Source organism: Nocardia rosealba (genome assembly GCF_020216065.1).
GTDB classification, from domain to species: domain Bacteria; phylum Actinomycetota; class Actinomycetes; order Mycobacteriales; family Mycobacteriaceae; genus Nocardia; species Nocardia rosealba.
This window is the reverse complement of record NZ_JAIWNA010000003.1, coordinates 611,198-634,063: the sequence shown is the minus strand read 5'-3', so window position 1 is coordinate 634,063 and position 22,866 is coordinate 611,198. Positions and strand designations below refer to the sequence as shown.

General features: G+C 64.0%; 24 protein-coding genes and 1 pseudogene. 15 read left to right on the top strand and 10 right to left on the bottom strand.

Annotation, left to right across the window (positions count from 1 at the left end; all coding sequences use genetic code 11):
• Positions 1-55: 55 nt before the first annotated feature.
• From LDL21_RS16450 to LDL21_RS16440, 3 genes are all read right to left on the bottom strand, one after another.
• A complete protein-coding gene (locus tag LDL21_RS16450) occupies positions 56-1,015 on the bottom strand; it encodes a sensor histidine kinase (protein ID WP_225280751.1) in 960 nt (319 codons plus the stop codon).
• A gap of 441 nt (positions 1,016-1,456) precedes the next feature.
• A complete protein-coding gene (locus LDL21_RS16445; protein WP_225280846.1) occupies positions 1,457-1,705 on the bottom strand; it encodes a winged helix-turn-helix domain-containing protein in 249 nt (82 codons plus the stop codon).
• Positions 1,675-2,184, bottom strand: a complete 510-nt coding sequence (locus LDL21_RS16440) for a response regulator transcription factor (protein WP_225280750.1) — start codon at positions 2,182-2,184, stop codon at positions 1,675-1,677. The genes LDL21_RS16445 and LDL21_RS16440 overlap by 31 nt, the downstream gene beginning before the upstream one ends.
• 173 nt (positions 2,185-2,357) lie before the next feature.
• Between LDL21_RS16440 and LDL21_RS16435 the strand changes: the two genes are divergently transcribed.
• Entirely contained in the window at positions 2,358-2,612 is a 255-nt protein-coding gene (locus LDL21_RS16435) for a hypothetical protein (protein ID WP_225280749.1), read from the top strand.
• A gap of 146 nt (positions 2,613-2,758) precedes the next feature.
• Here the strand turns inward: LDL21_RS16435 and LDL21_RS16430 are convergent, their stop codons facing one another.
• The 3 genes and pseudogenes from LDL21_RS16430 to LDL21_RS30200 all read right to left on the bottom strand — a co-directional run.
• Positions 2,759-3,457: a DUF8020 domain-containing protein gene (locus LDL21_RS16430; protein ID WP_225280748.1), complete on the bottom strand. Its 699-nt coding sequence runs from the start codon at positions 3,455-3,457 to the stop codon at positions 2,759-2,761.
• Positions 3,458-3,716: 259 nt separating this feature from the next.
• The gene (locus tag LDL21_RS29820) at positions 3,717-4,637 is read right to left on the bottom strand and encodes an MFS transporter (RefSeq protein ID WP_255675062.1); all 921 of its coding nucleotides are present in this window, start codon (positions 4,635-4,637) and stop codon (positions 3,717-3,719) included.
• 13 nt (positions 4,638-4,650) lie between these two features.
• A pseudogene (locus tag LDL21_RS30200) lies at positions 4,651-5,058 on the bottom strand (MFS transporter); the annotation flags it as partial.
• Between the two features lie 346 nt (positions 5,059-5,404).
• On the opposite strand from LDL21_RS30200, the gene LDL21_RS16415 reads away from it, so the two are divergent.
• Entirely contained in the window at positions 5,405-5,869 is a 465-nt protein-coding gene (locus LDL21_RS16415) for a cupin domain-containing protein (protein ID WP_225280747.1), read from the top strand.
• 49 nt (positions 5,870-5,918) lie between these two features.
• On the opposite strand, the gene LDL21_RS16410 is transcribed toward LDL21_RS16415, so the two are convergent.
• Complete coding sequence (locus tag LDL21_RS16410; protein ID WP_225280746.1) at positions 5,919-6,620, bottom strand: GntR family transcriptional regulator; 702 nt, start codon at positions 6,618-6,620, stop codon at positions 5,919-5,921.
• 256 nt (positions 6,621-6,876) lie between these two features.
• Between LDL21_RS16410 and LDL21_RS16405 the strand changes: the two genes are divergently transcribed.
• The 11 genes from LDL21_RS16405 to LDL21_RS16355 all read left to right on the top strand — a co-directional run bounded on the left by LDL21_RS16405 (position 6,877) and on the right by LDL21_RS16355 (position 19,252).
• Positions 6,877-7,728, top strand: a complete 852-nt coding sequence (locus LDL21_RS16405) for a fumarylacetoacetate hydrolase family protein (RefSeq protein WP_225280744.1) — start codon at positions 6,877-6,879, stop codon at positions 7,726-7,728.
• 27 nt (positions 7,729-7,755) lie between these two features.
• Positions 7,756-8,679 (top strand): VOC family protein, encoded by a 924-nt coding sequence (locus tag LDL21_RS16400; RefSeq protein ID WP_225280743.1) that lies wholly within the window; start codon positions 7,756-7,758, stop codon positions 8,677-8,679.
• Positions 8,680-8,707: 28 nt separating this feature from the next.
• Positions 8,708-10,300 carry a bifunctional 3-(3-hydroxy-phenyl)propionate/3-hydroxycinnamic acid hydroxylase MhpA gene (gene mhpA, locus LDL21_RS16395; protein WP_225280742.1) on the top strand — a complete coding sequence of 531 codons (1,593 nt, stop codon included), beginning with the start codon at positions 8,708-8,710 and terminating at the stop codon, positions 10,298-10,300.
• On the top strand, positions 10,297-11,382 hold the full coding sequence (locus LDL21_RS16390; RefSeq protein WP_225280741.1) for an alpha/beta hydrolase family protein: 1,086 nt from the start codon (positions 10,297-10,299) through the stop codon (positions 11,380-11,382). Before mhpA ends, LDL21_RS16390 begins: the two co-directional genes overlap by 4 nt.
• Before the next feature lie 109 nt (positions 11,383-11,491).
• Positions 11,492-13,078, top strand: a complete 1,587-nt coding sequence (locus LDL21_RS16385; protein WP_225280740.1) for an FAD-dependent monooxygenase — start codon at positions 11,492-11,494, stop codon at positions 13,076-13,078.
• A complete protein-coding gene (locus tag LDL21_RS16380) occupies positions 13,044-13,490 on the top strand; it encodes a nuclear transport factor 2 family protein (protein WP_225280739.1) in 447 nt (148 codons plus the stop codon). The genes LDL21_RS16385 and LDL21_RS16380 overlap by 35 nt, the downstream gene beginning before the upstream one ends.
• Positions 13,491-13,626: 136 nt before the next feature.
• Positions 13,627-14,046, top strand: coding sequence for a carboxymuconolactone decarboxylase family protein (locus tag LDL21_RS16375; RefSeq protein ID WP_225280738.1), 420 nt, complete (start codon positions 13,627-13,629; stop codon positions 14,044-14,046).
• Between the two features lie 36 nt (positions 14,047-14,082).
• A complete protein-coding gene (locus LDL21_RS16370) occupies positions 14,083-15,588 on the top strand; it encodes an FAD-dependent oxidoreductase (RefSeq protein WP_225280737.1) in 1,506 nt (501 codons plus the stop codon).
• On the top strand, positions 15,585-16,937 hold the full coding sequence (locus LDL21_RS16365; protein WP_225280736.1) for an amidohydrolase family protein: 1,353 nt from the start codon (positions 15,585-15,587) through the stop codon (positions 16,935-16,937). The genes LDL21_RS16370 and LDL21_RS16365 overlap by 4 nt, the downstream gene beginning before the upstream one ends.
• 159 nt (positions 16,938-17,096) lie before the next feature.
• Positions 17,097-18,398 (top strand): MFS transporter, encoded by a 1,302-nt coding sequence (locus LDL21_RS16360; RefSeq protein WP_225280735.1) that lies wholly within the window; start codon positions 17,097-17,099, stop codon positions 18,396-18,398.
• A gap of 35 nt (positions 18,399-18,433) precedes the next feature.
• A complete protein-coding gene (locus LDL21_RS16355; RefSeq protein WP_225280734.1) occupies positions 18,434-19,252 on the top strand; it encodes an alpha/beta hydrolase in 819 nt (272 codons plus the stop codon).
• Between the two features lie 401 nt (positions 19,253-19,653).
• Here the strand turns inward: LDL21_RS16355 and LDL21_RS16350 are convergent, their stop codons facing one another.
• Entirely contained in the window at positions 19,654-19,983 is a 330-nt protein-coding gene (locus tag LDL21_RS16350) for an MFS transporter (protein ID WP_225280733.1), read from the bottom strand.
• A 115-nt stretch (positions 19,984-20,098) separates the two neighbouring features.
• Here LDL21_RS16350 and LDL21_RS16345 point away from each other — a divergent pair, with 115 nt between their 5' ends.
• Both LDL21_RS16345 and LDL21_RS30195 read left to right on the top strand, forming a co-directional pair.
• Entirely contained in the window at positions 20,099-20,596 is a 498-nt protein-coding gene (locus LDL21_RS16345; RefSeq protein ID WP_225280731.1) for a MarR family winged helix-turn-helix transcriptional regulator, read from the top strand.
• A 62-nt stretch (positions 20,597-20,658) separates the two neighbouring features.
• The gene (locus LDL21_RS30195) at positions 20,659-20,976 is read left to right on the top strand and encodes a helix-turn-helix domain-containing protein (protein ID WP_372462194.1); all 318 of its coding nucleotides are present in this window, start codon (positions 20,659-20,661) and stop codon (positions 20,974-20,976) included.
• On the opposite strand, the gene LDL21_RS16335 is transcribed toward LDL21_RS30195, so the two are convergent.
• Both LDL21_RS16335 and LDL21_RS16330 read right to left on the bottom strand, forming a co-directional pair.
• A complete protein-coding gene (locus LDL21_RS16335; protein ID WP_225280730.1) occupies positions 20,937-21,608 on the bottom strand; it encodes a response regulator transcription factor in 672 nt (223 codons plus the stop codon). The genes LDL21_RS30195 and LDL21_RS16335 overlap by 40 nt on opposite strands.
• Before the next feature lie 17 nt (positions 21,609-21,625).
• Positions 21,626-22,864, bottom strand: a complete 1,239-nt coding sequence (locus LDL21_RS16330) for a sensor histidine kinase (RefSeq protein ID WP_225280728.1) — start codon at positions 22,862-22,864, stop codon at positions 21,626-21,628.
• Positions 22,865-22,866 lie beyond the last annotated feature (2 nt).

Sequence of the window (22,866 nt, the reverse complement as noted above, 5' to 3'; positions counted from 1 at the left end):
GTACGCACGCAGGTCCAGCTGGCGATGACGAAAGCTGGGCTGTCCGCCACCGTACTCAACTGGTAGCGATCGCGTCGGGTCTGGTGCGCGTTGAACGACCACGCTGACCGACACCGCCGCACTCCGGGATACCTCGGGGAAATTCGATCCAGAAGCTGCTACCGCGACCCAGCTGGGCGTCGACTCCAAAAGTTCCGTTGTGCGCGTGCATGATCGCGGCGACGATCGCCAAACCCAGACCATTGCCGCCCGGACTGCGCGCGCGGCCGCTGTCGGCTCGATAGAACCTGTCGAACAGGTGCGGAAGGCGCTCGGGCGCGATACCCGGCCCGGCGTCATCGACCGAGATCCTTACCGAATTATCGATTCCGATGACGCGGATGGTGATCGTGGCATCACTGGGGGTGTGCCACAGCGTGTTCGTAGCCAGAGACAGCACTGCTTGGACCACCCGATCCGAAACTGCGATGACGCATAGGGATTTCGGCATTTCGACACGAATGCAGCGCTCGGGCTGGATGACATGCAGATCGTCGACGACAGCCGCGACGTCGACTATTCCACGATCTGCGATGCCGTGCTCGTCCAGATCGTTCAGGTCCAGCAATGCTTCTACGATCCCCGCCATTCGACGGGCTTCGTCGTTGATTCGACGCATCGCGTCTTGAACCCCGTCCGTATCGACGGGGCCGTCGGACGAGTACAGGGCGGAGTATCCGCGCAAGGTTGTCAATGGCGTGCGGAGTTCGTGGGATGCGTCGGCGACGAATCGCCGCATCCGGTCCTCGGTGGCCTGAATGGCGTCGATCATGGTGTTCAACGCCTGACTCAACCGGGCAGCCTCGGTCCCCGGCCGGTACGCCTCGACACGACGATCGGTGGCTCCGGCGGCGATCGCATCGGCAGCCTCTGTCATCCGCGCGATGGGCGCCAAGCCGAGACGATGCACCCACCAGACAACCGAACCGACAACCAGTCCGATGATGCCACCAGCCGCCGCCAGTGCGACGATCAACCGCGACGTGGCATCCCGTGCGTTCTGGGCCGAGATCCCGATGACCGCGGTCCAAAGGATTCGATCGTCATCACCCGCATATCCGACGCGACCCCCGCCGTCGTCGGGCGACCTGACGGCACGGGAAGTGACTGCATGCTTTGTAGATTCGGCACCACGCTCGGGTCGTCAGTGGGCGCCTGAATGGTGGTGAGTGTGCCGTCGACATTGCGAATCCCATCCCGAGGTAGATGTCGCCGAACGCGGCCGGGAACCTGCTGACCTGTCTCGACCGCTGGCTCAGCAATAACGGCACCACCGGATTCTCTGCCAATTGCGACAGTCGGGTGTCGAGTTGCTGCACGAGGTAGTGGCGCTGGATCACGACAACCGCGCCACCGGCGGCCAGCATGATCAGGGTCAATGCGATGAGCGCCAGGATCAGCCGCCTCGCCAGCGACATCAGACGTCCCGGATGCAGTAACCCACCCCGCGCACAGTGTGGATGAGCTTCGGGCCGCTGCGGTCGATCTTCTTACGCAAGCTGCTGATGAAGGTTTCGATGACAGCGGACTCGCCGTCGAAGTTGTACTGCCACATATGATCCAGAATCCGTGCTCGGGTGACCACTCGGCCGACGTTGGTGATGAGACATCGAAGCAGACTGAATTCGGTGACCGTCAGATGTATTTCCTCGTCACCCCGCCACACACGGTGTGCTTCGTCGTCGAGCACCAGACCTGCCACCCACCATTGCGCGAGTAGCTGTCGGCGATCGCGCCCCTCCTGCGCAGCGCGACGTGGACGCGGGCGACGACTTCTTCCATGACGAACGGATTGACGATGTAATCGTCACCGCCGCTATTCAATCCGCGGACTCGTTCGGCGGTATCGGACCGCGCGGTCAGGAACAGGACAGGTGCGTCGCATCCGCGACCGCGCAGTTTGGTCAGGACCACGTAGCCGTCGTCGTCGGGCAGCATGATGTCGAGCACGATCGCGCCCGGACGAGAGCTGTCCGCCAACGCCAGCGCTTCCCGGCCGGTCGACGCGATCTCCACCGCGCACCCGGCCATGCGCAAACCGGTGCCGACCAGATAGGCGATGTTCTCTTCGTCGTCGGCCACGAGGACCCGCGGTGGCGTCGACGATGACTGGCCTGCGGGCAGTGGCGTCGGTGTCGCGGGCATAGCGACAGGATGCCCGTCGACGGTGTGAGGTGGCTCGAAGTTTCCTGGTGATCTCCTGTGAACCGGTGCCCAGTAGACCGCAAGGAACTCCTCCAGAGCCCGCCAGCCGCGCCGTCGAGACTCAGGCAGTCGCCGCGGTCGCGGCGACTGAGTCCAGGAAAGGAATCGTCGGTATGCGTATCGTCCGCAATTCGTTCGTGGCCACCGCCATGATGGGGATGGCTCTGTCTCCCGGTCTGGGTGCCGGATCCGCATCGGCCGCGCCGGGCGAAGGGAAAAGCCACCATGCCCAGCTCACCGCTGAGCAGAAGCAGTGCCTCAGCGACGCCGGTTTCACTCGCGAGAACCGGCCAGAAGGCAAGCCCTCGGACGAGCAGATCGCGTCGGCCAAGGCAGCCTTCGAGGCATGCGGCATCTCCCGGCCGTGACGTACTGCGACCGACCGGACTTGGCGACCATCGCGTGGTGGTCCCGCAGCGGTCGACAGGAACGACCAGTCGACCCGATGAAGCGTCCGACTGCGATTGAACAGCCCTGCGGCACGGCTAACCTAGCCGTGCCGCAGGGCTGTTTCTCACTTCGTGGGGACCGGGGCTGGGGCGTTGATCGTCGTAAAGTACTGCACCGCAGCCATGATCGCGACCGGAGCAGTAACGAAGAGCTGACCCAACACCGTGCCGAGCGCACCGATCGCCACAATCCCACCGATACAGCCAACCGCAGCAGCCGGAATGAACGCACCGAACAAACCGATAATCGTGGCCGAAGCAACAGTCGCGCCGGCGATACCACCGAGAACACAACCGATCGCCGCACCACCAAGACCACCGACCGTGGTCCCGACCGAGGCACCCAACGCGATAGTGCTCGTCAACCGAGACCACGCCGCTTGCTCACGCTCGTACTCGGACTTCCACGGCGCCTGGTTCTCATACGGCAACGCGACCGGCCTGTAAACAGCGTGCGCCACGTCGAACTGCGGAGTCAAAGTCGCGGTCCGGTCCTTGACCTCCGCGGCAATGGGAAAGACGAAATCATCGACCCTGAACGACAACTCGGTTCCACCGAGCACCGCCCCGTTCGCTGCCTTGATCGCAAGAACCCCGTCATCAGCAGTGATTGAACCCGCGTCGGTACTGATCAGGGTGTACCGATCAGTCGCGCTCAGCGTGTAATTCACGGTCGACTGGTTACCCGGCACCGGCGAAGCAGTGCCCGCGCTCACGCAGATGGCGGTGGCGAGCAGCGCCGACGCTGCCAAAACTTTCCTCATCATGACTACTTTCTCTGAAATGGTGTTGCACGGTCTTTCGGCCGCGCCTGAACGTCGCCCCAAGCCAGCGCGCGCATCGGACGAAGTATTTGGTTGGGGTGTACATTTCGGCAGTTTGGTTTGCCGGATCAACTCCGCAGTCTTCAGCCGGGCTTGTATGCCATCGTCGCTGTCACCGTCGAGCCCGGGCCGGACCAGCTCGCCGGTGAAGTACCTGCATGTTGCGTTCGGCCTCGGCGATCGCACGCAGTGCCATAGGTCAGCGTTCGATCTCGTAGGAATCGAGCAGATGTGGACCTGCCCAGCCCTCGATGGCAGCGGTCAAGCAGCCGAGGTCGACGGCATCTCCGATGCCGGTGTTCGCACCGAATCCACCCCAGGGCGGGTTCTGGTGTGCGGCGTCGCCGGCGAAGAAGCAGCGACTGCTTCGATACGTAATGACGAACCCGTAGAAGCCCGCGCCGGGCGTGACGATGAGGACGGTGACGAGCGTGAGATAGCTCGGCCCGACGATCGAGCCCAGTCGACCGAGGCCCAGGCTCACACCTAGCGCCGTGCCACGCAGCCGGGCTTGGTAATACTGGCTGACATAGGCGTTGATCAAGTTCTGCGTGCCGAGCGCGCCCAGTCCCGCTACCGCCGACATCGCCAGCACCAGCCATCTCGATTGGTGTGTGCTCAACGCCAACATGGCGATCGCGGCGCAGAGGAACGACACGACCGTGATGGCCTTGATATGGCCGCCACGATCCGCCAAGACCGTGGCGGCCAGCGTTCCGACGATCGCACCACCATTGAATGCGATGGTGAACTCCAACGCCGAATGCAGGTCGTACCCCGCACGGATCATCAGTGTCGGTAGCCACGTGCTGGCGCCGTATACCGGCACCAGGCCGAAGAATCCGGCGGTCGCGAACAGCAAGGTGGCGGCACGCACTCGGGGTGCGAACACTTCCCGCAATGGTGTCGCCTCGGGCAGTGAAGGTTCCAGCGTGTTCGCCCGGTCGTCGGTCGGCAATCCCGCCGGGATCAGCTTCCAACACAGCGGAACGAGTGGAAATGGCAGTACCCCAACCAGGAACAACCACTGGAAATGCAGTTCGGGCAGCACCGCCCGGCCAACGGACGCGGCCACCAACCCGCCGACGCCGATTCCGGTCAGAGCGGTACCGACATGCAACGCTACGACCTGCCGGTGATGCCCAATCGGCTACGAACGCCATCACCAATGGCGTCAGAGCTCCCAGCCCGATTCCGGTCAGGAAACGGCCGACGCCGAAGACCGTGAGGTTGGGTGCCAGACCGGTGATGATCATGCAGCCCGAAACCCACGTCAGGAACACCGTGATCGGAATCCCCCGCCCCCAGGTGTCGCTCGCACGGCCCGCGACGAACGCTCCTAGCGGCATGCCGAGCGCGGTCACACTGCCGAGCAGCCCGAGCATGGACGAACTGACGTCCCAGTCGGAGTAGTCGAGCAGCGATGGACCGACTGCCCCGATGACGAATATGTCGTAGCCATCTATGAAAAGGACCAACACGCCGATGGGCAACGCCCAGCGGGGAGTTGAGGCTGCCAGGCGGTCGGTGGGCTGCGTCATCGCAGAGGTGTCCTTCCCAGTACAGAGCAGAGGATTCGGGCCCGGACAGCGTCAGCGCTTCGACTGAGCAGAGCGCACGCCTTCAGCATCGCGACGACTTGCGGCGCGGCTGAGCATCACCTTCCGAGAGCGGTCGTGGTGCACAGTCGCCGCGGGCGTCCAGGAGAGGGCGGTTGATGTGTCTCGAATCACTTTCGAAAGTATCACGATAGATTCGACACATCAACATATTTTCGCATGAGAAGCTATAGCTTGAATGTTTGGTGCCACCGAAGTGCACCAACCGACATGACCAACCGAGGAGATCGAATGACCACAGTCCGCAGCAGCTCGTGGGAGCTGGAAGATGATCGACTGGAGGATCTTTCGTGAAGGCGAAGCACTTGACCCGCCACTGTGTCCAGTCGATGACTGCGGAGGCCTGCTGTTCTACACAGACGGCGGGCCGATGAGCACGACCCTGTCCGCCGTGGACCGTGCGCCGTTCATCGACGACTCGCTCGACGATGACACTGCGACCGAGAAGCGCAAGGCTGTCCCGCTCGAACCACCCGACAGAGGCACCGGCTTGCGAATTGTCGGCTTCCCGCCGGCGGAAACTGAATCCGCACCCGACATGCACCGCACCGCGTCGCTGGACTACGCCTACATCATCGAGGGCGAGATCTACGCTGTCATGGATGACGATTCGACATTGATGCGCGCCGGCGACGTCTTGATACAGCGGGGAACCAATCACGGATGGGCGAATCGCTCGGACCGAGCCTGCCGAGTGCTGTTCGTACTCTTGGACGCCGAACCGATCTCGTGAACGGCCAGCCCCCACCGACCACCGTCTTGCCCCCTTAGTGTGGGACTTCCTACCGGGGCTCGACCGCCGCCGAATTCGGTTCATCCAGTGCACAACTGATCAGCAGTTGGGCGGTGTGTGCGATGTGATCGCGCAAAAGTTCCTGCGCGAGGTCGGCCTTGCGGGACAAGGCGGCGTCCAGCAGCGCGCGGTGCTCGCCCGCCAGGTCGCGGTCCGGTTCGTTGCCGAAGGACACCGACCATTGCAGGTAGAGCTCGGCCTCTTGACGCAGCGCTTGCGCGGTGTCGAGCAACCGGCGGTTGCCACAGCCGGCCAAGAGGGCATTGTGGAATGCGACGTGCGCTGTCGACCACTCATCGGTCGGATGATTCGGGTCAGCAGGGTCTCGGAACTGCGCTCGTTCCAGAAGGTGGTGTGCGGCAAGGGCATCCGCCTCCCAGTGCATGTCGCCGTCGAGCACCGACAGCTTCAGCACCAGGGATTCGATCTCGACGCGAGCAGTGGTCAGATCGGCCAGATCCTGATGCGACAGCGGCCGTACGAGGTAACCCTGATGGGCCTTCGTCGTCACCAATCCCTCGGCCGCCAGTTTTGTCAGTGCCTCGCGCGTGGCACCCACGCTCGCCTTGTAGCGCTCCGACAGCTCCGGAAACTTCAGCCGGGCCCCAGGAATCAGCCGCCCACCGAGAATGTCGGCCCGCAGCGCCTGGTAGACGCCGTCTGTGCGAGTCGTTCCGCTGCTCTTCACCATGCGACCACGGTAGCACCATACGAAACACGATTGAGCTATCGAAACTCAATCGATAGTTCGAAAGTAACCTGTCTACATCCCCGGCGCCGAGCGAACCTGGAGGCTCAGGGTTACCCGCAACCCCGCGGCAACACGTGCTAGTTCTACGAAAGCCACTTGAACTATCGAAACAAGGTTGCTACTTTCGAAAGTGACTCAAGGCACAACAACGCGCGGGGATGGCATAGCCCTCCCCCTGAACCAGGGAGCACGCATCGTGCGATTCGCCAACATCTCCGACCGACTATCACTGGTCACGGCATCCGACACCGTCGTGGATATCGCGCAGGCGAGCTCGGACCGGTTCAGCTCGACGATGCAGGAAGCTTATGGCCGGTGGGACGAACTGGTCACCTTCTGCTCCACCGTCACCGACTCGGGTCGACCACTCGCCGATATCCCCTCGTCGGCGTTCGGCAATCCGGCGCCACAGCCGCGTCAGGTCTTCGCGATCGGACTGAACTATGCCGATCACGCAGCCGAGTCATCTTTCGCTGTGCCCGAGGAACCACCGGTCTTCACCAAGTTCGTGACCTCACTCGCCGGCCCGTACGGCACCATCGAGCTCCCCGAGGGGAAGGTCGACTGGGAAGTCGAGCTCGTGGTCGTGATCGGCCGCGAAGCACACCGTGTCCCTGCCGACAACGCCTGGCGGTACGTAGCGGGTGTGTCGGTAGGACAGGATCTTTCCGAGCGTGACCGCCAGCGCGTGGGCCCTGCCCCGCAGTTCAGCATGGGCAAATCGCATCCCGGGTTCGGCCCGATCGGCCCACTGCTGGTCACCCCGGACGAATTCGACAACCCCGACGACCTCGAACTGGGCTGCCTGATCAACGGCGAACAGATGCAGAAGGGCAAGACCTCCGACATGGTCTTCCCGGTGCCGGAACTGATCGCACGCCTGTCGGCGATCACGCCGTTGCTGCCGGGCGATGTCATCTTTACCGGCACTCCCGCCGGCGTCGGTCTCGGGCGCACTCCCGAACGGTTTCTCGCACCGAACGACGAATTGACCAGCTATGTCCGTGGCGTCGGCGAGATGCGGCACCTCCTGGTCGCCGGTCACTGACCGCACAACGTTTCGAAGGAGCGTGCAATGGCGCTGCATCGACTGTCCTCGGTCACCATCGGGGTTCCGGACCCGACGACCACTCGGGATTACTACACCGAATTCGGCCTCGCCCCCGCCGACGACGGCTGGCTGGCGACCCGAGACGCCGGCGACCAGTTGCGGCTGGTCACCGCACCTAGTCGCCGCCTGGTCGAGATCGTGATCGGTGCCGACGATTCCGACGATATCGCCTCGGCAGCCATCCGGTTGCGGGGGCTCGGACTGCCGGTGGACCTGACGAGTGGGTCCGTCACCGCGCTGGAACCGGTCGCCGGCTTCCGAGCCGTTATTCGAGTCGACGACCGGCTGGCGCAGTCGGTGCAACCCGCCACCGCCTACAACGGACCCGGCCGGATCGAACGTAGCAACCTCCGCGCCCCTGGTGTCTTGCGGGAAGATCCGGTACGTCCGCGCAAACTCGGCCATGTCGTGATCGGCACGATCGACTTCGATGCCACCCGCCGATTCTTCACCGACGGACTGGGGTTCAAGCTCTCCGACGAGATCAAGGGCCACGGGGCGTTTCTGCGGTGCTCGACTGATCACCACAACGTGCTCGTATTGAAGGCACCGGTCAACTTCCTCCACCACACCTCCTGGCAAGTCGACGACATCGACGACGTCGGGCGCGGCGCGACCGCCATGTTGGAAGGCAACCCCGAACGGCACGTATGGGGGCTCGGTCGCCACCACGCGGGATCGAACTTCTTCTGGTACTTGAAAGATCCGGCGGGCAACTTCTCCGAGTACTACTCCGACATGGACTGCATCGTCGATGACCAACTGTGGACGCCGCAAGCATTCGAAGGCGCTAAAGGCTTGTTCAACTGGGGACCGCCACCGCCGCCGTCGTTTCTGCATCCCGAAGACCTGGCCGCGCTGATGACCGGCGCACACCACGTCGGCTGATCCCGATTCATCCATCCAGGAGACGATGATGTCCCAGCAAGAAATTCACGACTTCGTACAGGTCGGTTACGGCCCGGTCGGCCAGACCATGGCCGGGTTGCTCGGCAAGGCCGGGTACTCGGTGGCAGTGTTCGAGCGCTGGCCCACGCTGTACGGGCGGGCCAGGGCAGGGCACATCGACCACGAAATCATGCGGATCTTCCAATCGCTCGGCATCGCCGAACGCTTGGAAGAGGACATGTTCCGCGCGACTAAGTACGTATTCCGCAACGCCGCGGGCGAAACACTGATCACCTTCGACTGGGACCGTGACGGCATCTCCGGGTGGCCATCGGACTACATCATGTACCAGCCTCTGATCGAGGACGCTCTCGATGACGCCGTACGAGCACTACCCGCGGTCAGCATCCATCAGGGATGGGAAGCCGTCGCGCTGGTGCGCCACGCCGACCACGTCGAGGTGGAGTTCCGTTCGGTGCGCCTCGGCGCCGAGGGCGAGAAGGTCCTGGGTGACGATGTCCGGATCGTTCGAGGGCGATACCTGATCGGGGCGGACGGCGCCAACAGCTTCGTCCGAGGCCAGATCGGTGCGGGGCAACAAGATTTCGGTTTCCGCGAAACCTGGCTGGTATGCGATCTGGAGCTGCTCGAACCGCTCGATTTCGGCTTCGACAACGGCCAGATCTGCGATCCCGCACGCCCACATTGCCTGTTCCAGCTGGGCAAGAACCACCGACGCTTCGAATTCGCCCTGCTGCCGGGAGAGACTGCCGCACAGATGGAAAGCCCCGAAGTGGCATGGGAATTGATGGCGCCCTATGGCGTCACCGAGAAGAACGCGAATCTCGTTCGACAGGCGATCTATACCTTCCAGTCCAAGCTCGCCGATCGCTGGCACGAGGGCCGGATCTTCCTCGTCGGCGACGCGGCGCACGTCATGCCCCCGTTCATGGGGCAGGGCATGTGCTCCGGAGTACGCGACGCCAAGGCACTCGCGTGGCGCCTGGATCTCGCCTTGCGTGGCATCGGCGGCACCAATGTGCTGGACTCCTACCGCGCCGAGCGCGCACCACACGTGGCCACGTTGATCGGGATGTCCATCGAGGCAGGAAGAGTCTCCTGCACCTTCGATCCCGACACAGCTGCGGCGCGTGACGAAGCCTTCCGCCGTGGCGATGTACCGCCGCCGCCGCCCTTCCCGCACATCGAGGCGGGGCTTCTCGGCACCGACGCCGGAACGGATATCGCGGGAACCCTTGCCCCGCAAGGCCGCATCGCCATCGGCGAAACCATCGGGCGATTCGACGACGTGCTCGGTTCGGGTTGGGTGCTGCTGCTGGCGCCCGGCAGTGACGTCGACATCGACGCCCACCGCACAGCAGTGCTGGAACATCTCGGCGGCACGGTAGTGACGCTGTCGGCGCCCGGATCCGGTGGAGAGGTCGTCGATATCGACGGCTACTACGCCGACTACTTTGCCGAACACCGAGTCGTCGCCATCCTGTACCGGCCCGACTTCTACATCTTCGCGGCCACCGATGAACTCGCGGCGATCGCCTCGCTCGTCGATCAACTCGAGACGAGCCTCGGCGCAGTCGTTCCGGCGCAGGTCGCTCGATGACCGAGCCTGAGTGGCGCGCCGAGGCCGAGGCGCACAAACGCGCTATGCCAGTGCAGCGACTCACCGGCAATGGCATGGACTACGCGGATGTCGTCGATCTGTACGCCCGCGTGGACGCCGGGCAGTCGTGGGCGGAAGCCGCGGCTGAACTCGGCGCGATCAACGGTCAGCGCGCCTCGGTGGCTCTGTCTCGGGGATATACCAAGAGTGCTCGGCAGTGGCACCTGTTTTCCTCTGCTTGTTATCGGGTTGGCCAGGTTCCACTGCCCGACAATGACCCGGCCAAGTTGGCCATGTATCGATTGTTGATCGAGCACTTCGCACACGCGGGCGCGCTCAGCGAGCCGGCGGTCGACCATGTCGAGATCCCGTACCGCGACGGCGCGGTGTGTGGCTGGCTGCTGCGACCACCGGATGTCCCCGCCCCGCCGGTCGTCATCGTTGCCGGTGGATTCGACGGCTGGCGCGAGGAGTACCACGTCGGCGCGCAATACCTGCTCGATCGCAACGTCGCAGTGTTCCTCGTGGACGGCCCGGGTCAGGGCGAAACTCGTCTGTTCCAGGGTTTGTACATGGATTCTGATGTCGCACAAGCCTATTCGACGGTGATAGACCATCTGCTCGACGACCGGCGACTCGCCGGGACAGTAGGTGTCTGGGGCAACAGCATGGGCGGTTACCTGGCCGCGCTGACAGCGGCCACCGACGACCGCGTCGCCTCGTGCTGTGTCAACGGTGGCACCGTACGACCTGCCGAAATCCTGGATCGCTACCGCCGCTTCATCACCAAGATCACCGCGGTCACCGGGATCGACGATCCCGTGAAGGCCCGCGAGGCAATGGAGGAGTTCCGGCTGACACCGGCTCTGCTCGAAAACCTCACCTGCCCATTGCTTGTGCTGCACAGCACCCCGGACCAAGTGTTCCTGATCGAGAGCGCACGCGCGCTATACGACGGCGCCGCGAGTGTCGACAAACGGTTCGACGAGTGGGCCGACGGCGATCACTGCCTCTACAACCACTCGCACGAAAAGCATGTCATCGTCGCCGACTGGTTCGCGGATCGACTCTACGACGCCTGAACTCAGCACGCCGGGTCAGCCTCGTCGACCCGAGGCCCATCCAACGAAACATATCCAACGACGTCGAGCACTGCTGTCCGGGTGCACGACTCGTCTCTAGGGAGACACCATGACCGACAATGACGTCGACGTGATCGTGGTCGGCGGCGGGCCCTCCGGGCTGACCGTCGCCGCGGAGATCGCGGCCACCGGCGCGCAGGTTCTCGTCCTCGAAAAGCGCAGCAGCGACCCGGTGTCGCGGGCGGGCACACTGTTGCCGCGACCACTGGAACTGTTCGACGCCCGCGGCATCGCAGACCGATTCATCAGCCGGACCTGCGAGATCAATCCGCACCCCTTTCAAAGCTGGCACATCTGGGGCGGCATGCACCCCATCGACTGGACGACCCGCGACTCACGGTTCCAGTTCACGCTATTCCTCCCACAACACGAGACCGAACTGATCCTGCGCGACTGGGCGATCGACAAGGGGGTCGACATCCGGTTCCACCAGGAAGTCGTCGACCTGCAGTATGACGCAGACAGGGTCGTAGTCACCTCACGCGACTCCGGGGGGAACCCGTCTCAGTCCAGTGCGCGCTACGTTGTCGGCGCAGACGGTGGGCACAGCGTGGTCCGGAAACTTGCGAACATCGCCTTCGAGGGCCGCGATGCCACGTTCACCGGCGTCATCGCCGATGCCGAAATGGCCTTCCCCTGGCGGGGCGGGCTTCGTGTCGGACACAACGAATACGGCTGGCTCACCACGTTTCCCTTCGGTCCCGAACTCACGCGGTTCGTGATGGTCCACCGTGACGACCGCGCAGAACCCAAGTCCGCCCCCGTCACCCTCGCGGGACTGACCAAATGCGTAAGCCAGATCCTCGGCGAAACCGTGAGCATCCCCGGATTGCGGGCGTCCTCCCGCTACACCGACGCGCAGCGGATCGCGGCCCGATTCCGCAGCGACCGAGTATTCCTGGTCGGCGAATCCGCCCGAATTCACTACCCCGCCAGCGGAATGGGCATGAACTATTGCCTACAGGATGCGTTCAATCTGGGTTGGAAACTCGGCGCCGTACTGCAAGGCCACGCCGATGAAGCGCTGCTGGACACCTACGAGACAGAGCGCCGCCCGATCAGCCTCGATCTACTGCGCAGCGTCGATGCGCAGGTCGCGATCCAGTTCGATTTCAGCCCCGAGGGTCTCACGCTCTCGGGCGCCCTGCAAGAGAAGTTCCTCCCGATACCGGCAGTCAACTCCCAGCTGCAGCTCGAGCTGAACGGCCTCGAATCTCCCTATCCCTCGGAGCAGCGCAGCCACCCCATGGCCGGGCACCCCGTGCCCGACTTCGAACTGCTTCGCAGCGATGGATCTACCGTCCGCCTGTACGAACTGCTGCGCGACGGACGATTCGTATTGCTCGACCTCAGTGGCACCGGAGTACTGCACGACCTCGACTCCCTTGCGGTCCGCCTGGTGCAAGCCCACCCCTCGAAGCCACCGAAAGCACTGGACCAGGCCACGTGCCTGCTGATCCGCCCTGACAGCTACCTCGCCTGGGCGACCGAACTACCGCCCGACCCGGCCGACGTACTGAGCCAGCTCGACCAGTGGCTGAACGTTCGAAACACACACTCGCTCAGCACCTCCACACCGAACTCTGGAACGGACAACCCCGATGACCGAACGCAGCTTCACCCGCGCACGCACTGATGACCGGGCGCTCATCCACGCAGTGGTCCACCGCTACGCGCATACCGCGCGCGACAAGATGGACTTCGCCGACATGCTGGCACTGTTCACCGCTGATGCTGTGCTGGTCCTGCCCGACGGAACTCCGATCCCACCGTCGGAACTCGGCAAAGTCGTCCGCGACGGCGAGGCCGCCTACATTCGCCACCACATCACCACTGTCGACATCTGCTTCACCGGCCCCACCGAAGCACAGGTGGACACCTTCTTCTTCGCCATCACCGATGAAGCGGCCCCCGACCACTGGGGCGTGTGGCGGGATACCTTCCGCAAGCAGGCCGACACCAGCTGGCTCATTCGGGAACGCGCCATTGTCGTCGAGGGATCGGCACCCAGTGGCTGGTTCCATCGCACCTACGTTGCACAGGGCTGAACCCGTGGACACCGACGAACTGAGCCGACAGCAGCGAGAGGTGTACGACGCGATCGTGAACGGACCGAGAGGCTCTGGGCCGCAACACTTTCCACTCGTCGATAACGCCGGTCACCTCCAGGGCCCTTTCGGCCTCATGGTCGAATTCCCCGAGATCGGCGGACCGCTGCAGGCGCTCGGTGCCGCCCTGCGCTACCGGACCACACTCACCGGTCGAGAGCGCGAAATCGCGATCCTCACCGTCGCACGCTGTACCGCAAGTTCATTCGAACGGTACGCGCACGAAGCTGCCGGTCGCGCGGCCGGATTGGACGAGACGGAACTCGCCCGACTACATGCCGGAACATTCGTCACGGCTGACGCCCGAGAGGCCGCCGTCGCGATGTTCACCGCATGGGCGGTGGATCAGCCGACGCTCACCGGGATCGACCGCATCACGGCGCAGCCGCTCGACCGGACATCGATCGCCGAGGTGACGGCATTGGTCGGCTACTACCGCATCCTGGCTCAGCTCATGGGGTTGTTCGATATCGGAGCGCCCTCCGACGCCAGCTGAGCCGATCCCCATCAATCGCCAATCTAAGGAAGAACCATGAACGTGGACGTAGTGGTCGTCGGTGGCGGCCCATCCGGACTGATGACGGCCGCCGAACTGGCCGCGGCCGGTGTCGATGTCGTTGTCCTGGAACGCCGGACCGAACCCGTGGGATCGAGGGCAGGCACCATCTTGCCCCGCGTGCTCGAACTGTTCGACACCAGGAATCTGGCACAGACCTTCATCGACCGAGCACGGGCGATCCGGGACAACCCGCTGGTCCCGTTCCATATCTGGGCCGGGCTCCAGCCGCTGGACTGGGGCCATCTGGAATCACGGTTCGGCTACCGGCTCATCCTGCCGCAGAACATCACTGAGGAACTGCTCGCCGAACACGTATCCGCCCAGGGAGCGCGCATCGTGCGCGGGGCCGCGGTCGAAACCATCGAGCAGTTCGACGCGGGGGTCGCTGTTCGAGCACGGCTGACCGACGGCACCGAACAGACCTACTCCGCCCGATACGTTGTCGGGGCCGACGGTGCCCGCAGCATCGTCCGGCGGGCGGCGGGTATCGAATTCGACGGTCACGACGCCACATTCACCGGCATGGTGGCCGACGTCGTCCTCGACTTCCCGTGGGACGCACCTCGCGCGAACGGGCACAATCAGCACGGCTGGGCCGCGGCCTTTCCCTTCGACGAGACCGGTCACATCACCCGGTTCAACATCGTGCACGAGCAACGTCGGCACGCCGACAAATCCGAGCCGGTCACCGTCGCCGAGGTTCACCAGTGCGTGCGCGAGATCTTCGGGGAATCCCTGGACTTCACCGAACTGCGTTGGGGTTCGCGCTACACCGACGAAACCCGTACCGCCTCGCGCTTCCGGGACCGCAGAATCGTGCTGGTCGGTGAGAGCACCCGGGTACACTACCCGGCGAGCGGTGTCGGCATGAACTTCTGCCTGCAAGATGCGTTCAATCTGGGCTGGAAGCTGGCCGCGGTGATCAACGGTGTCGCCGAGGAATCGCTGCTCGACACCTACGAAGCCGAGCGACGACCGGTGACCGAAGCGCTGCTGGAAAGCGTCGCCGCACAGTGCGCTATGCAGTTCGATTTCAGCCCCGAGGGACTTGCCTACCGACGCTTCTTCGAACAGCGCCTCTTCCCCCTGCCCGATGTGGGTCAGACGCTGGTTCGCGATCTGAACGGCCTGAGTTTTCCCTATCCGCGCGAGGCCACCGATCATCCGTTCGTCGGCGAGCGCGCACCCGACCTCGTATTGCAGACCCGCGACGGCCTCGTCAGGACCGGCGAATTGCTTCGAGGCCACGAATTCGTGCTCATCGATTGCACGGGTGAGAACCACTATGACGAACTGAAATTCGGCCGGGCACCGGTCCGCGTCGTATCCGGGGTTCCGGCCCCCGCACCGGCGGGACTGCACGATGTGCGCAGTCTGTTGGTGCGCCCGGACAGCTATGTAGCGTGGGCGGATACCGCCACGCCGACCCCCGAACGGGCCGTGGCGCAGATCGAGCGATGGCTGAAGGTCGAGCGATGACCGCGCGGCTGCTCCTGCGCGGAGCGCAGATCGTCAGCATGGACGACGACCTCGGCGACCTGTTCGGCGACATCCTCATCGAGGGCACCCAGATCTCGGCCATCGCCGAGCGCCTGGACGTCACCCACGCCGAGGTGATCGACGGCACCGGCATGATCGCCATCCCCGGAATGATCGACACCCATCGCCACACCTGGCAGAGCGCGGTGCGCCACAGCTACGCCGATATGGATCCGGCGCGGTACTTCGCCGAGATGCTGGTCGGCATCGGCGCATCCTACGAGCCCGATGACGTCCATATCGGCAACAAGCTCGGCGCCGCGGCCGCATTGAGCGCCGGAACCACCACCCTGGTGGACTGGTCCCACATCCAGAACACCCCGGCGCACTCCGACGCCGCCATCACAGGTCTGCGCGAGGCCGGTATCCGCGCGGTGTTCGCCCACGGCTGGCCACTGCTGACCGATGACCGTTGGACCAACCGCAGCGAACTCGGCCATCCTGGTGATATTCGCCGCTTGCGCACCGAATACTTCGCCAGCGACGACCAGTTGCTGACGCTCGCGATGGCCGCTCGCGGCCCCGAGATGGCAGCCGAGGAAACCTGGGTCGCGGATCTGCGGCTCGCACGCGAACTCGGCATCCGGACCACGGTGCACGTCGGCGCCTACCCCCACAACGCTCCCCACCGCGCCGTCGCCCAGTACGCCGGCCTCGGCGTGCTCGGCGACGACATGACCTTCGTGCACTGCAGCCGCAGCCACGACGACGAGTTCGCCATGATCGCCGACGCCGGAGCCACCGTATCGCTCGGCGTGCACTGCGAGCTCAATTCCCAAGGTATGGGCGATATCCCACTCGACAAGCTCCTCGCCCGCGGCATCCGGCCCAGCCTCAGCGGCGACACCGAAACCAAATGCAGCGGTGACATGTTCACCCAGATGCGCATGCTCTACGCCTACCACCGCTCCTGGATGGGTGGCGGACACTCCTCGGTGGACGTTGTGCCCGAGTTACGGGTGCGTGATGTCCTCGAGTTCGCCACGGTCCAAGGGGCACGAGCGGTCGGGATGAGCGACAAGATCGGTTCCCTCACCCCAGGCAAGCAAGCCGACATCGTCCTACTCCGCGCCGACGACCTGAACCTCGGACCGGTGACCAACCCGGTCTACTCGGTCGTGCTCGCCGCGCACGAGGGCAATGTCGACACGGTCCTCGTGGCAGGACGAGTCGTCAAACGCGACGGCCACCTCACGGATATCGACCCCGCGACCTTGATGGATTCGGCTCGGCAATCCCAGCAGCAGATCCTCGCCCGCAACCGGCCGCCAGCTCGGCAACGCGCGTAGCGCCACGAGTCCAGCCACACGCACGCCCTCTGGAGGACCACCATGCTCGACCCGAAACATTCCACAACAGATACCGTCACTATCACCCCGCCATCGAGTCCCTCATTGATCGCTGCACGGATCGACCGAATTCCGTTCGGCCGCTTCCACACTCGGTTGATGAGTCAACTGGGCGCCGGCACCTTCTTCGACGGTTTCGACGCGATGACCATCGCCGTCGTTCTACCGCTGATCGTGAAGTCCTTCGGCATCAGCCTCGCCGAAGCAGGCCTGATCATCAGCGCCGGCTACGTCGGGCAATGGATCGGAATGCTGTTGGCCGGCGCCCTCGCCGACCGAGTCGGCAGGCGCCGACCATTCATCATCTCCCTCGTACTCTTCGGCGGCATGTCACTCGCGTGCGCCTTCGCGTGGAACGAGACAAGCCTGCTGGTCTTTCGTTTGGTACAGGGACTCGGCCTCGGTGCGGAGATCCCGATCGCTGCGATCCTGCTGAGCGAGTATCTCGGGCGACACGGTCGCGGTCGCACCTTCGGGATCTACCAGTCACTGTTTGCCTGGGGTATCTTCTTCGCACCGCTGACCGCGCTCGCCGCGACCAGTGCGTTCGGACCGGAAACCGGTTGGCGGGTGCTGCTCGCGATCGGCGCGCTCCCCCTGGTCATCGCGGCATGGGCCTACTTCGCACTGCCCGAGTCCGCGCGCTGGCTGGCAGTCAAAGGTCGTGCCGCCGAGGCCGACAGCTACGTGCGAGCGATGGAAGACGACGCTGCCAGGCACGGCACCGAACTCCAGAAGCCGGAGGAACCGTCGACCCAAACCGAGGACACATTCAGATTCAGCGAACTGCTCTCCCCTGCTTACCGCGCTCGCACGCTAATGCTTGCCGTCGTCTGGTTCGCCACCTTCTTCGTGAATTATGGATGTCTCAGCTGGTTGCCAACCATGTACGTCCAGGTCGGCCGACTGCCTCAATCACAGTCACTACTGCTTGCCATTGTGACCAGCGGATTGCAACTGGTCGTCATCTACATCGTTGTATCTCTGATCGACCGCGTCGGCCGAAGGCCACTACTGATCGCGGGTCTAGCCGTGGCAGCGATCGGCGCACTCTACGGCTTCATCGCGATCGGACTCCTCGGCCACACCTCCTGGCAGATCATGTTCGTCAGCGGCTGCACCATGGTCGTCGGCACCACCGTGCCCGCGGTCTTCCTCTACCTCTACACCAGCGAGCTCTACCCGACCCGCATGCGCGGCTGGGCCACCTCTGCCACCGCGAGCCTCAACAAACTCGCATCGATCATCGCTCCGACGGTCTTCGGATTCATGCTCTCCGGGCACGGCGGCACACCAGCAGTATTCACCGCCCTCGGTGTCGCCGCCGTGATAGCGCTTGCCGCTGTCGCTTTCGGCGCCATCGAAACCCGCAACCGCTCGCTCGAGGAAACCTCCGCGTGAGGCATCTGGGCATCGACGAACCAGTCAGGACAACTATGCGCCCCAGCACCACCGAGTACGACATTCCCTACGCCGTCGTCGACGAGACGACGCTGGCATTGGATCTGTATCGACCGCAGTCGGATACCGATGTTCCGGTGGTTGTCTACCTCCACGGCGGCGGCTGGAAAGCCGGCGACAAACGCGACAACTCCGAGGGCAGATTGGCGGCGGTGGCTCGGACAGGAATCGCCGTCGCCTCGGTGAACTATCGCCTCGCACCCGAAGCGACCTACCCGGCGCCGGTTCACGATGTGAAAGCCGCGGTGCGCTGGCTTCGCGCACACGGATCCCACTACGGACTGGCCGTGCAAAACATCGGACTGTGGGGAGCCTCGGCGGGCGGCTGTTTGGCAGCGATGGTTGCGCTCAGCGCCGACGACCCAGATCTCGACGGTCATGTCGGTGACCACCCTCAAGAGCGGAGTTCGGTACAGGCGGTAGCCACCTGGTTCGCACCGACGGACCTGATAGCCAACAGTCGGCGCTCATGGCTCGAACAGCTCATCCTCGAACCGGCCGTTGAGGACTCACTCTTCGGCCACGGGCCGATCGCCGGCAATGACGAGCGCGTCAGAGCAGCGAGCCCAGTGCACCGAGTACACCCTCACACACCGCCATTTCTCATCGCACACGGCGACCGCGACAGAATTGTTCCCGAATCGCAAGGGCGATATCTGCACGACGCATTGACTCGGGCAGGAGTTCCGTCGACATTCTGTGTACTCGGAAACGCAGGGCACGAAGGCCATGAATTCGACACCCGAGCCAACATCGAGCTCACCGCAGCGTGGCTGAAGGCAAGTTTGTCGTGACATCTCGACATCCACAAGAAGCCGGTACTCAGCGCTGCTCAGGCCTATCACGCTCTGGCCCGGCGGGCCCGCGCCAATAGCTCGGTCAACCCCGGTCTCGTTCCACCCGGTCGTCGCTTCGAGATCCTCGAGGATCACGGCGACCGCTTGCCCGGCGTAGCCCTACTCACCGCGGCGCCCACCATCGTCTGCATCGTGACCCAACAGGGCGTGAGTATCTACGCGGCGATCGCGTGATTTTCCAGCTCATGCGGCTTTCCCTGGTAACGGGTCGAGCAACATCACCTACGTGCTGTTTTTCTTCGCCCTCCATGGCGTCGGCCCGCTGATCGCCAACGTCGTCGGCTCGGCGGTGAGCACCATCATCGCCAAGGCCGGCGCTTCGTCGACGAACTCGAAACCTACCGCAACGAGAACCAGGTTCCGTTCGAGACAATCCACACCTCCTGCACCCGCAACCTGACACTGATGGTGCAGCACTTCACCCGTCGCGCCCCGATGATGTCGGCGATGCGTCCGATCACCAGAAGCAGCGCCCCGAACACGATCGCGAAGGACTCCTGAATCCATTGCGCCTCAGTCGAACCGGTGTTCAGTTCCTCGATGATCAACGGGATGATTACGTTCACGATCGTGGTGTCGACCACGATCAGCGCGACACCGACTGCGATAGCGAGCAAGCCGAACCAACGCAGCATGGAAATCTTGGCCTCAGGCTGCGCCTCGTCCACAGCAACTCCTTCCATGGAAGAATAATTCCACGGCGAAATGCGCCGGGAGGCACGTACATTGTCAACTGATGTCGTCGGCACCGCTGCGGCGGGCAGAAATGGGAGGTCAACGACGATGAACGACGTGGCAACGCGGAAAAGGCAAGACCAGGTGACCGAACGACTACGCACCTACGGGGCGACGTTTCGCGAGTTCAGCCGTCGATTTGCCGAGTTCCTGGGCCTGCACTCCACCGACGCCGAAGCCCTGATCGAGATCCTGTCTGCCGAGGAGCACGGCAAGCTACTGTCTCCGGCGCGACTGAGTGAACGCATTGGGTTGTCCAACCCGGCCACCACCGCCCTACTGAACCGCCTCGAAGCCGCCGGACATCTCGTACGCACCCGCGAACACCATGATCGACGCGTCGTCACACTGCGCGGCAGCCCCGAGGTCCACACACTCGCCGATGAGTTCTTCGGCCCGCTCGGCGTAAAGGTCGGCGCTGTCATGGCACGGTATTCCAGCGATCAGCTCGAGCAGTTCGATACCTTCCTCGCCGAACTTCTCACCGCGATGCATGTCCAACTCGACCAGCCGCGCCACCCCACGCCACCTCGCACCGAGCCGTGACTGACTGACCGACCGACTCTGCCACGACGGAGTGAACCCGACCACCTCCGTCGGCAGCCGGTCTGGATCGAGTCCCACTCGCCCCCACCCGGAACTGTTGGAGACGCTGCGGACCTCTGTGGCGCCTGATTTCGACCGGTCTCAATAACAAAGCCACCGGCCAGTCACTGCATGTGCATCCCAACACCATCGATTGCCGCCTGCAACGGGTGAACGGACTGACTGACGTCGATTCAACGACCGCGGAGGGCATACTGCGAGTCCGAATCGCCCTGCCGGCCGACGATATGGTGGTCTATGAACGCCGCGTGACTTCCGCGCGGCGCAGGGCCCTGCCTCTCTATCGGGGCGGTTCGACGCGTACCAGCCCCGACTGGTAGGCGAGCACCACGAGCTGAGCGCGGTTCTGCACGTCCAATTTCGTCATCGCCCGCTGGACATGGGTGCGTACAGTCAGTGGGCTGACATACATCGTCTCGGCGATCTCGTCGTTGGATTGACCTTCCGCGACCATCGTGACAACTTCGCGTTCGCGGGCAGTGAGAACCTCGAGAGATTCGGCCGCACCGAGGCGGCTCTCGGGACGGGCGAGATAGCGGGCGATCAGCGTCCGGGTCGCGGTAGGCGAGAGCAGGGCATCACCTGCCGCGATGGCACGAATCGAGCGTAGGAGATCTTCGGGGCCCACGTCTTTGCCGAGGAACCCGCTGGCTCCGGCACGAAGTGCCTGTGCAACATACTCGTCGAGTTCGAACGTTGTGAGAATCAGCACTCGGGTTTCGCGCAGCGCTGGGTCGGCACAGATCGTCTGCGTCGCGGCGATGCCGTCGACGTCGGGCATGCGGATGTCCATCACGACAACGTCCGGATTGGTCGCCTGAGCGAGTTCGATAGCTTCGCGGCCGGTTGCGGCGATACCTACGACCTCCATGTCCGGTGCCGAATCGATCAGAAGCCGGAAGGTGCCGGCCAGCAGCGCTTGATCGTCGGCCAGTAGTACCCGAATAGTCATGATGTCCGTTCCTTGGGTCAGGGCTTGGGCAGTTCGAGGGGCAATTCGGTGGTGACTTCGAAGCCGCCGTCCGGGAGAGAGCCCGCGCTCAAGTGACCGCCGACTGAGACAGCTCGTTCGGTCATGCCAATCAAACCGTAGCCCTGACTGTCCGGATCCGGTTCTCCGCGACCGTGTTCGACAATGGTGGGACCGTCGTTGGTCACGCTGATCGTCAGCAGTTGCCGCGAATAGATGAGCCGCACCTTCGCCGCCGCGGCGCCCGCGTGTTTGGTGACATTGGTCAGGGCCTCCTGGATGATCCGGTACGCCGTCAGGTCGACGCCCGGTGAAAGCGATCGAGGTACACCCGTAATGGATAGCGACACCGTGCGGCCGGTCGCCTCGAAAGACGTGATCAGCCGGGGCAACTGAGCCAAGCCCGGCGTCGGTTCCAGTGGGGCGTCGGAGTCGTCCTCGCGGAGCAGGCCCACGGTGGCTTTGAGCTCGCGCAGTGCCGCGGAGGTGCTACCGGCCAGTTGATCGAGCATCTCCCGAGCCAGTTCTGGGTTGCTTTGTAAAAGGTATGCGGCAGTGGAGGCTTGGGCGTGCGCCAGGGCCATATGGTGGGCGACGATGTCGTGCAGTTCGCGCGCGATCCGGACTCGTTCCTCCCCGACGCGGTGGCGGGCCTCCTCCTCCCGCGTGCGTTCGGCCAACTCGGCTCTCGCGTGCAGGGCCGCCAGATAGTCGCGCCGACTGCGTCCGGCGTCGGCGAAGGCCCCCGCCACCAGGAACGCCGCGATCAGCGTGAAGCGTTCCCCGGTCAGCACCGGCGCGAAGTCGTGCAGAAGCGAGGTGAGCAGCAGCGCACCGAGGGACACGACGGGCGCGAACATGGCCGTGCGCCGATCCGGCGACCAGATCCCGATCGAATACGCTGCGACGAAGGCCGCACCCGCCGTGAAAATCGAAACCTGGAAGCCAAGCATGCCGATCGCGATGCCGCTGAGGGTCGTCGCCGCGAGCACCGCACGCGGAAGCCGCCGCCGCCACAACAGTGTCACTGACGCCAGCGCGGACCAGCCCAACACCGCGATCGATACCGGTCGGCCGATCTCTATCCCTTGCGCGCTATTACTGTCGGCCAACGTGTGCCCACTATCGCTATCGACAAGCGTGCTCACAAACGTGGCAACAACGCACAGCACAATGGCGACGACCAGATCGACGACGCGGCGGTGCCGTCGCGACCACTGCGACCATTCGTCGCTCATAG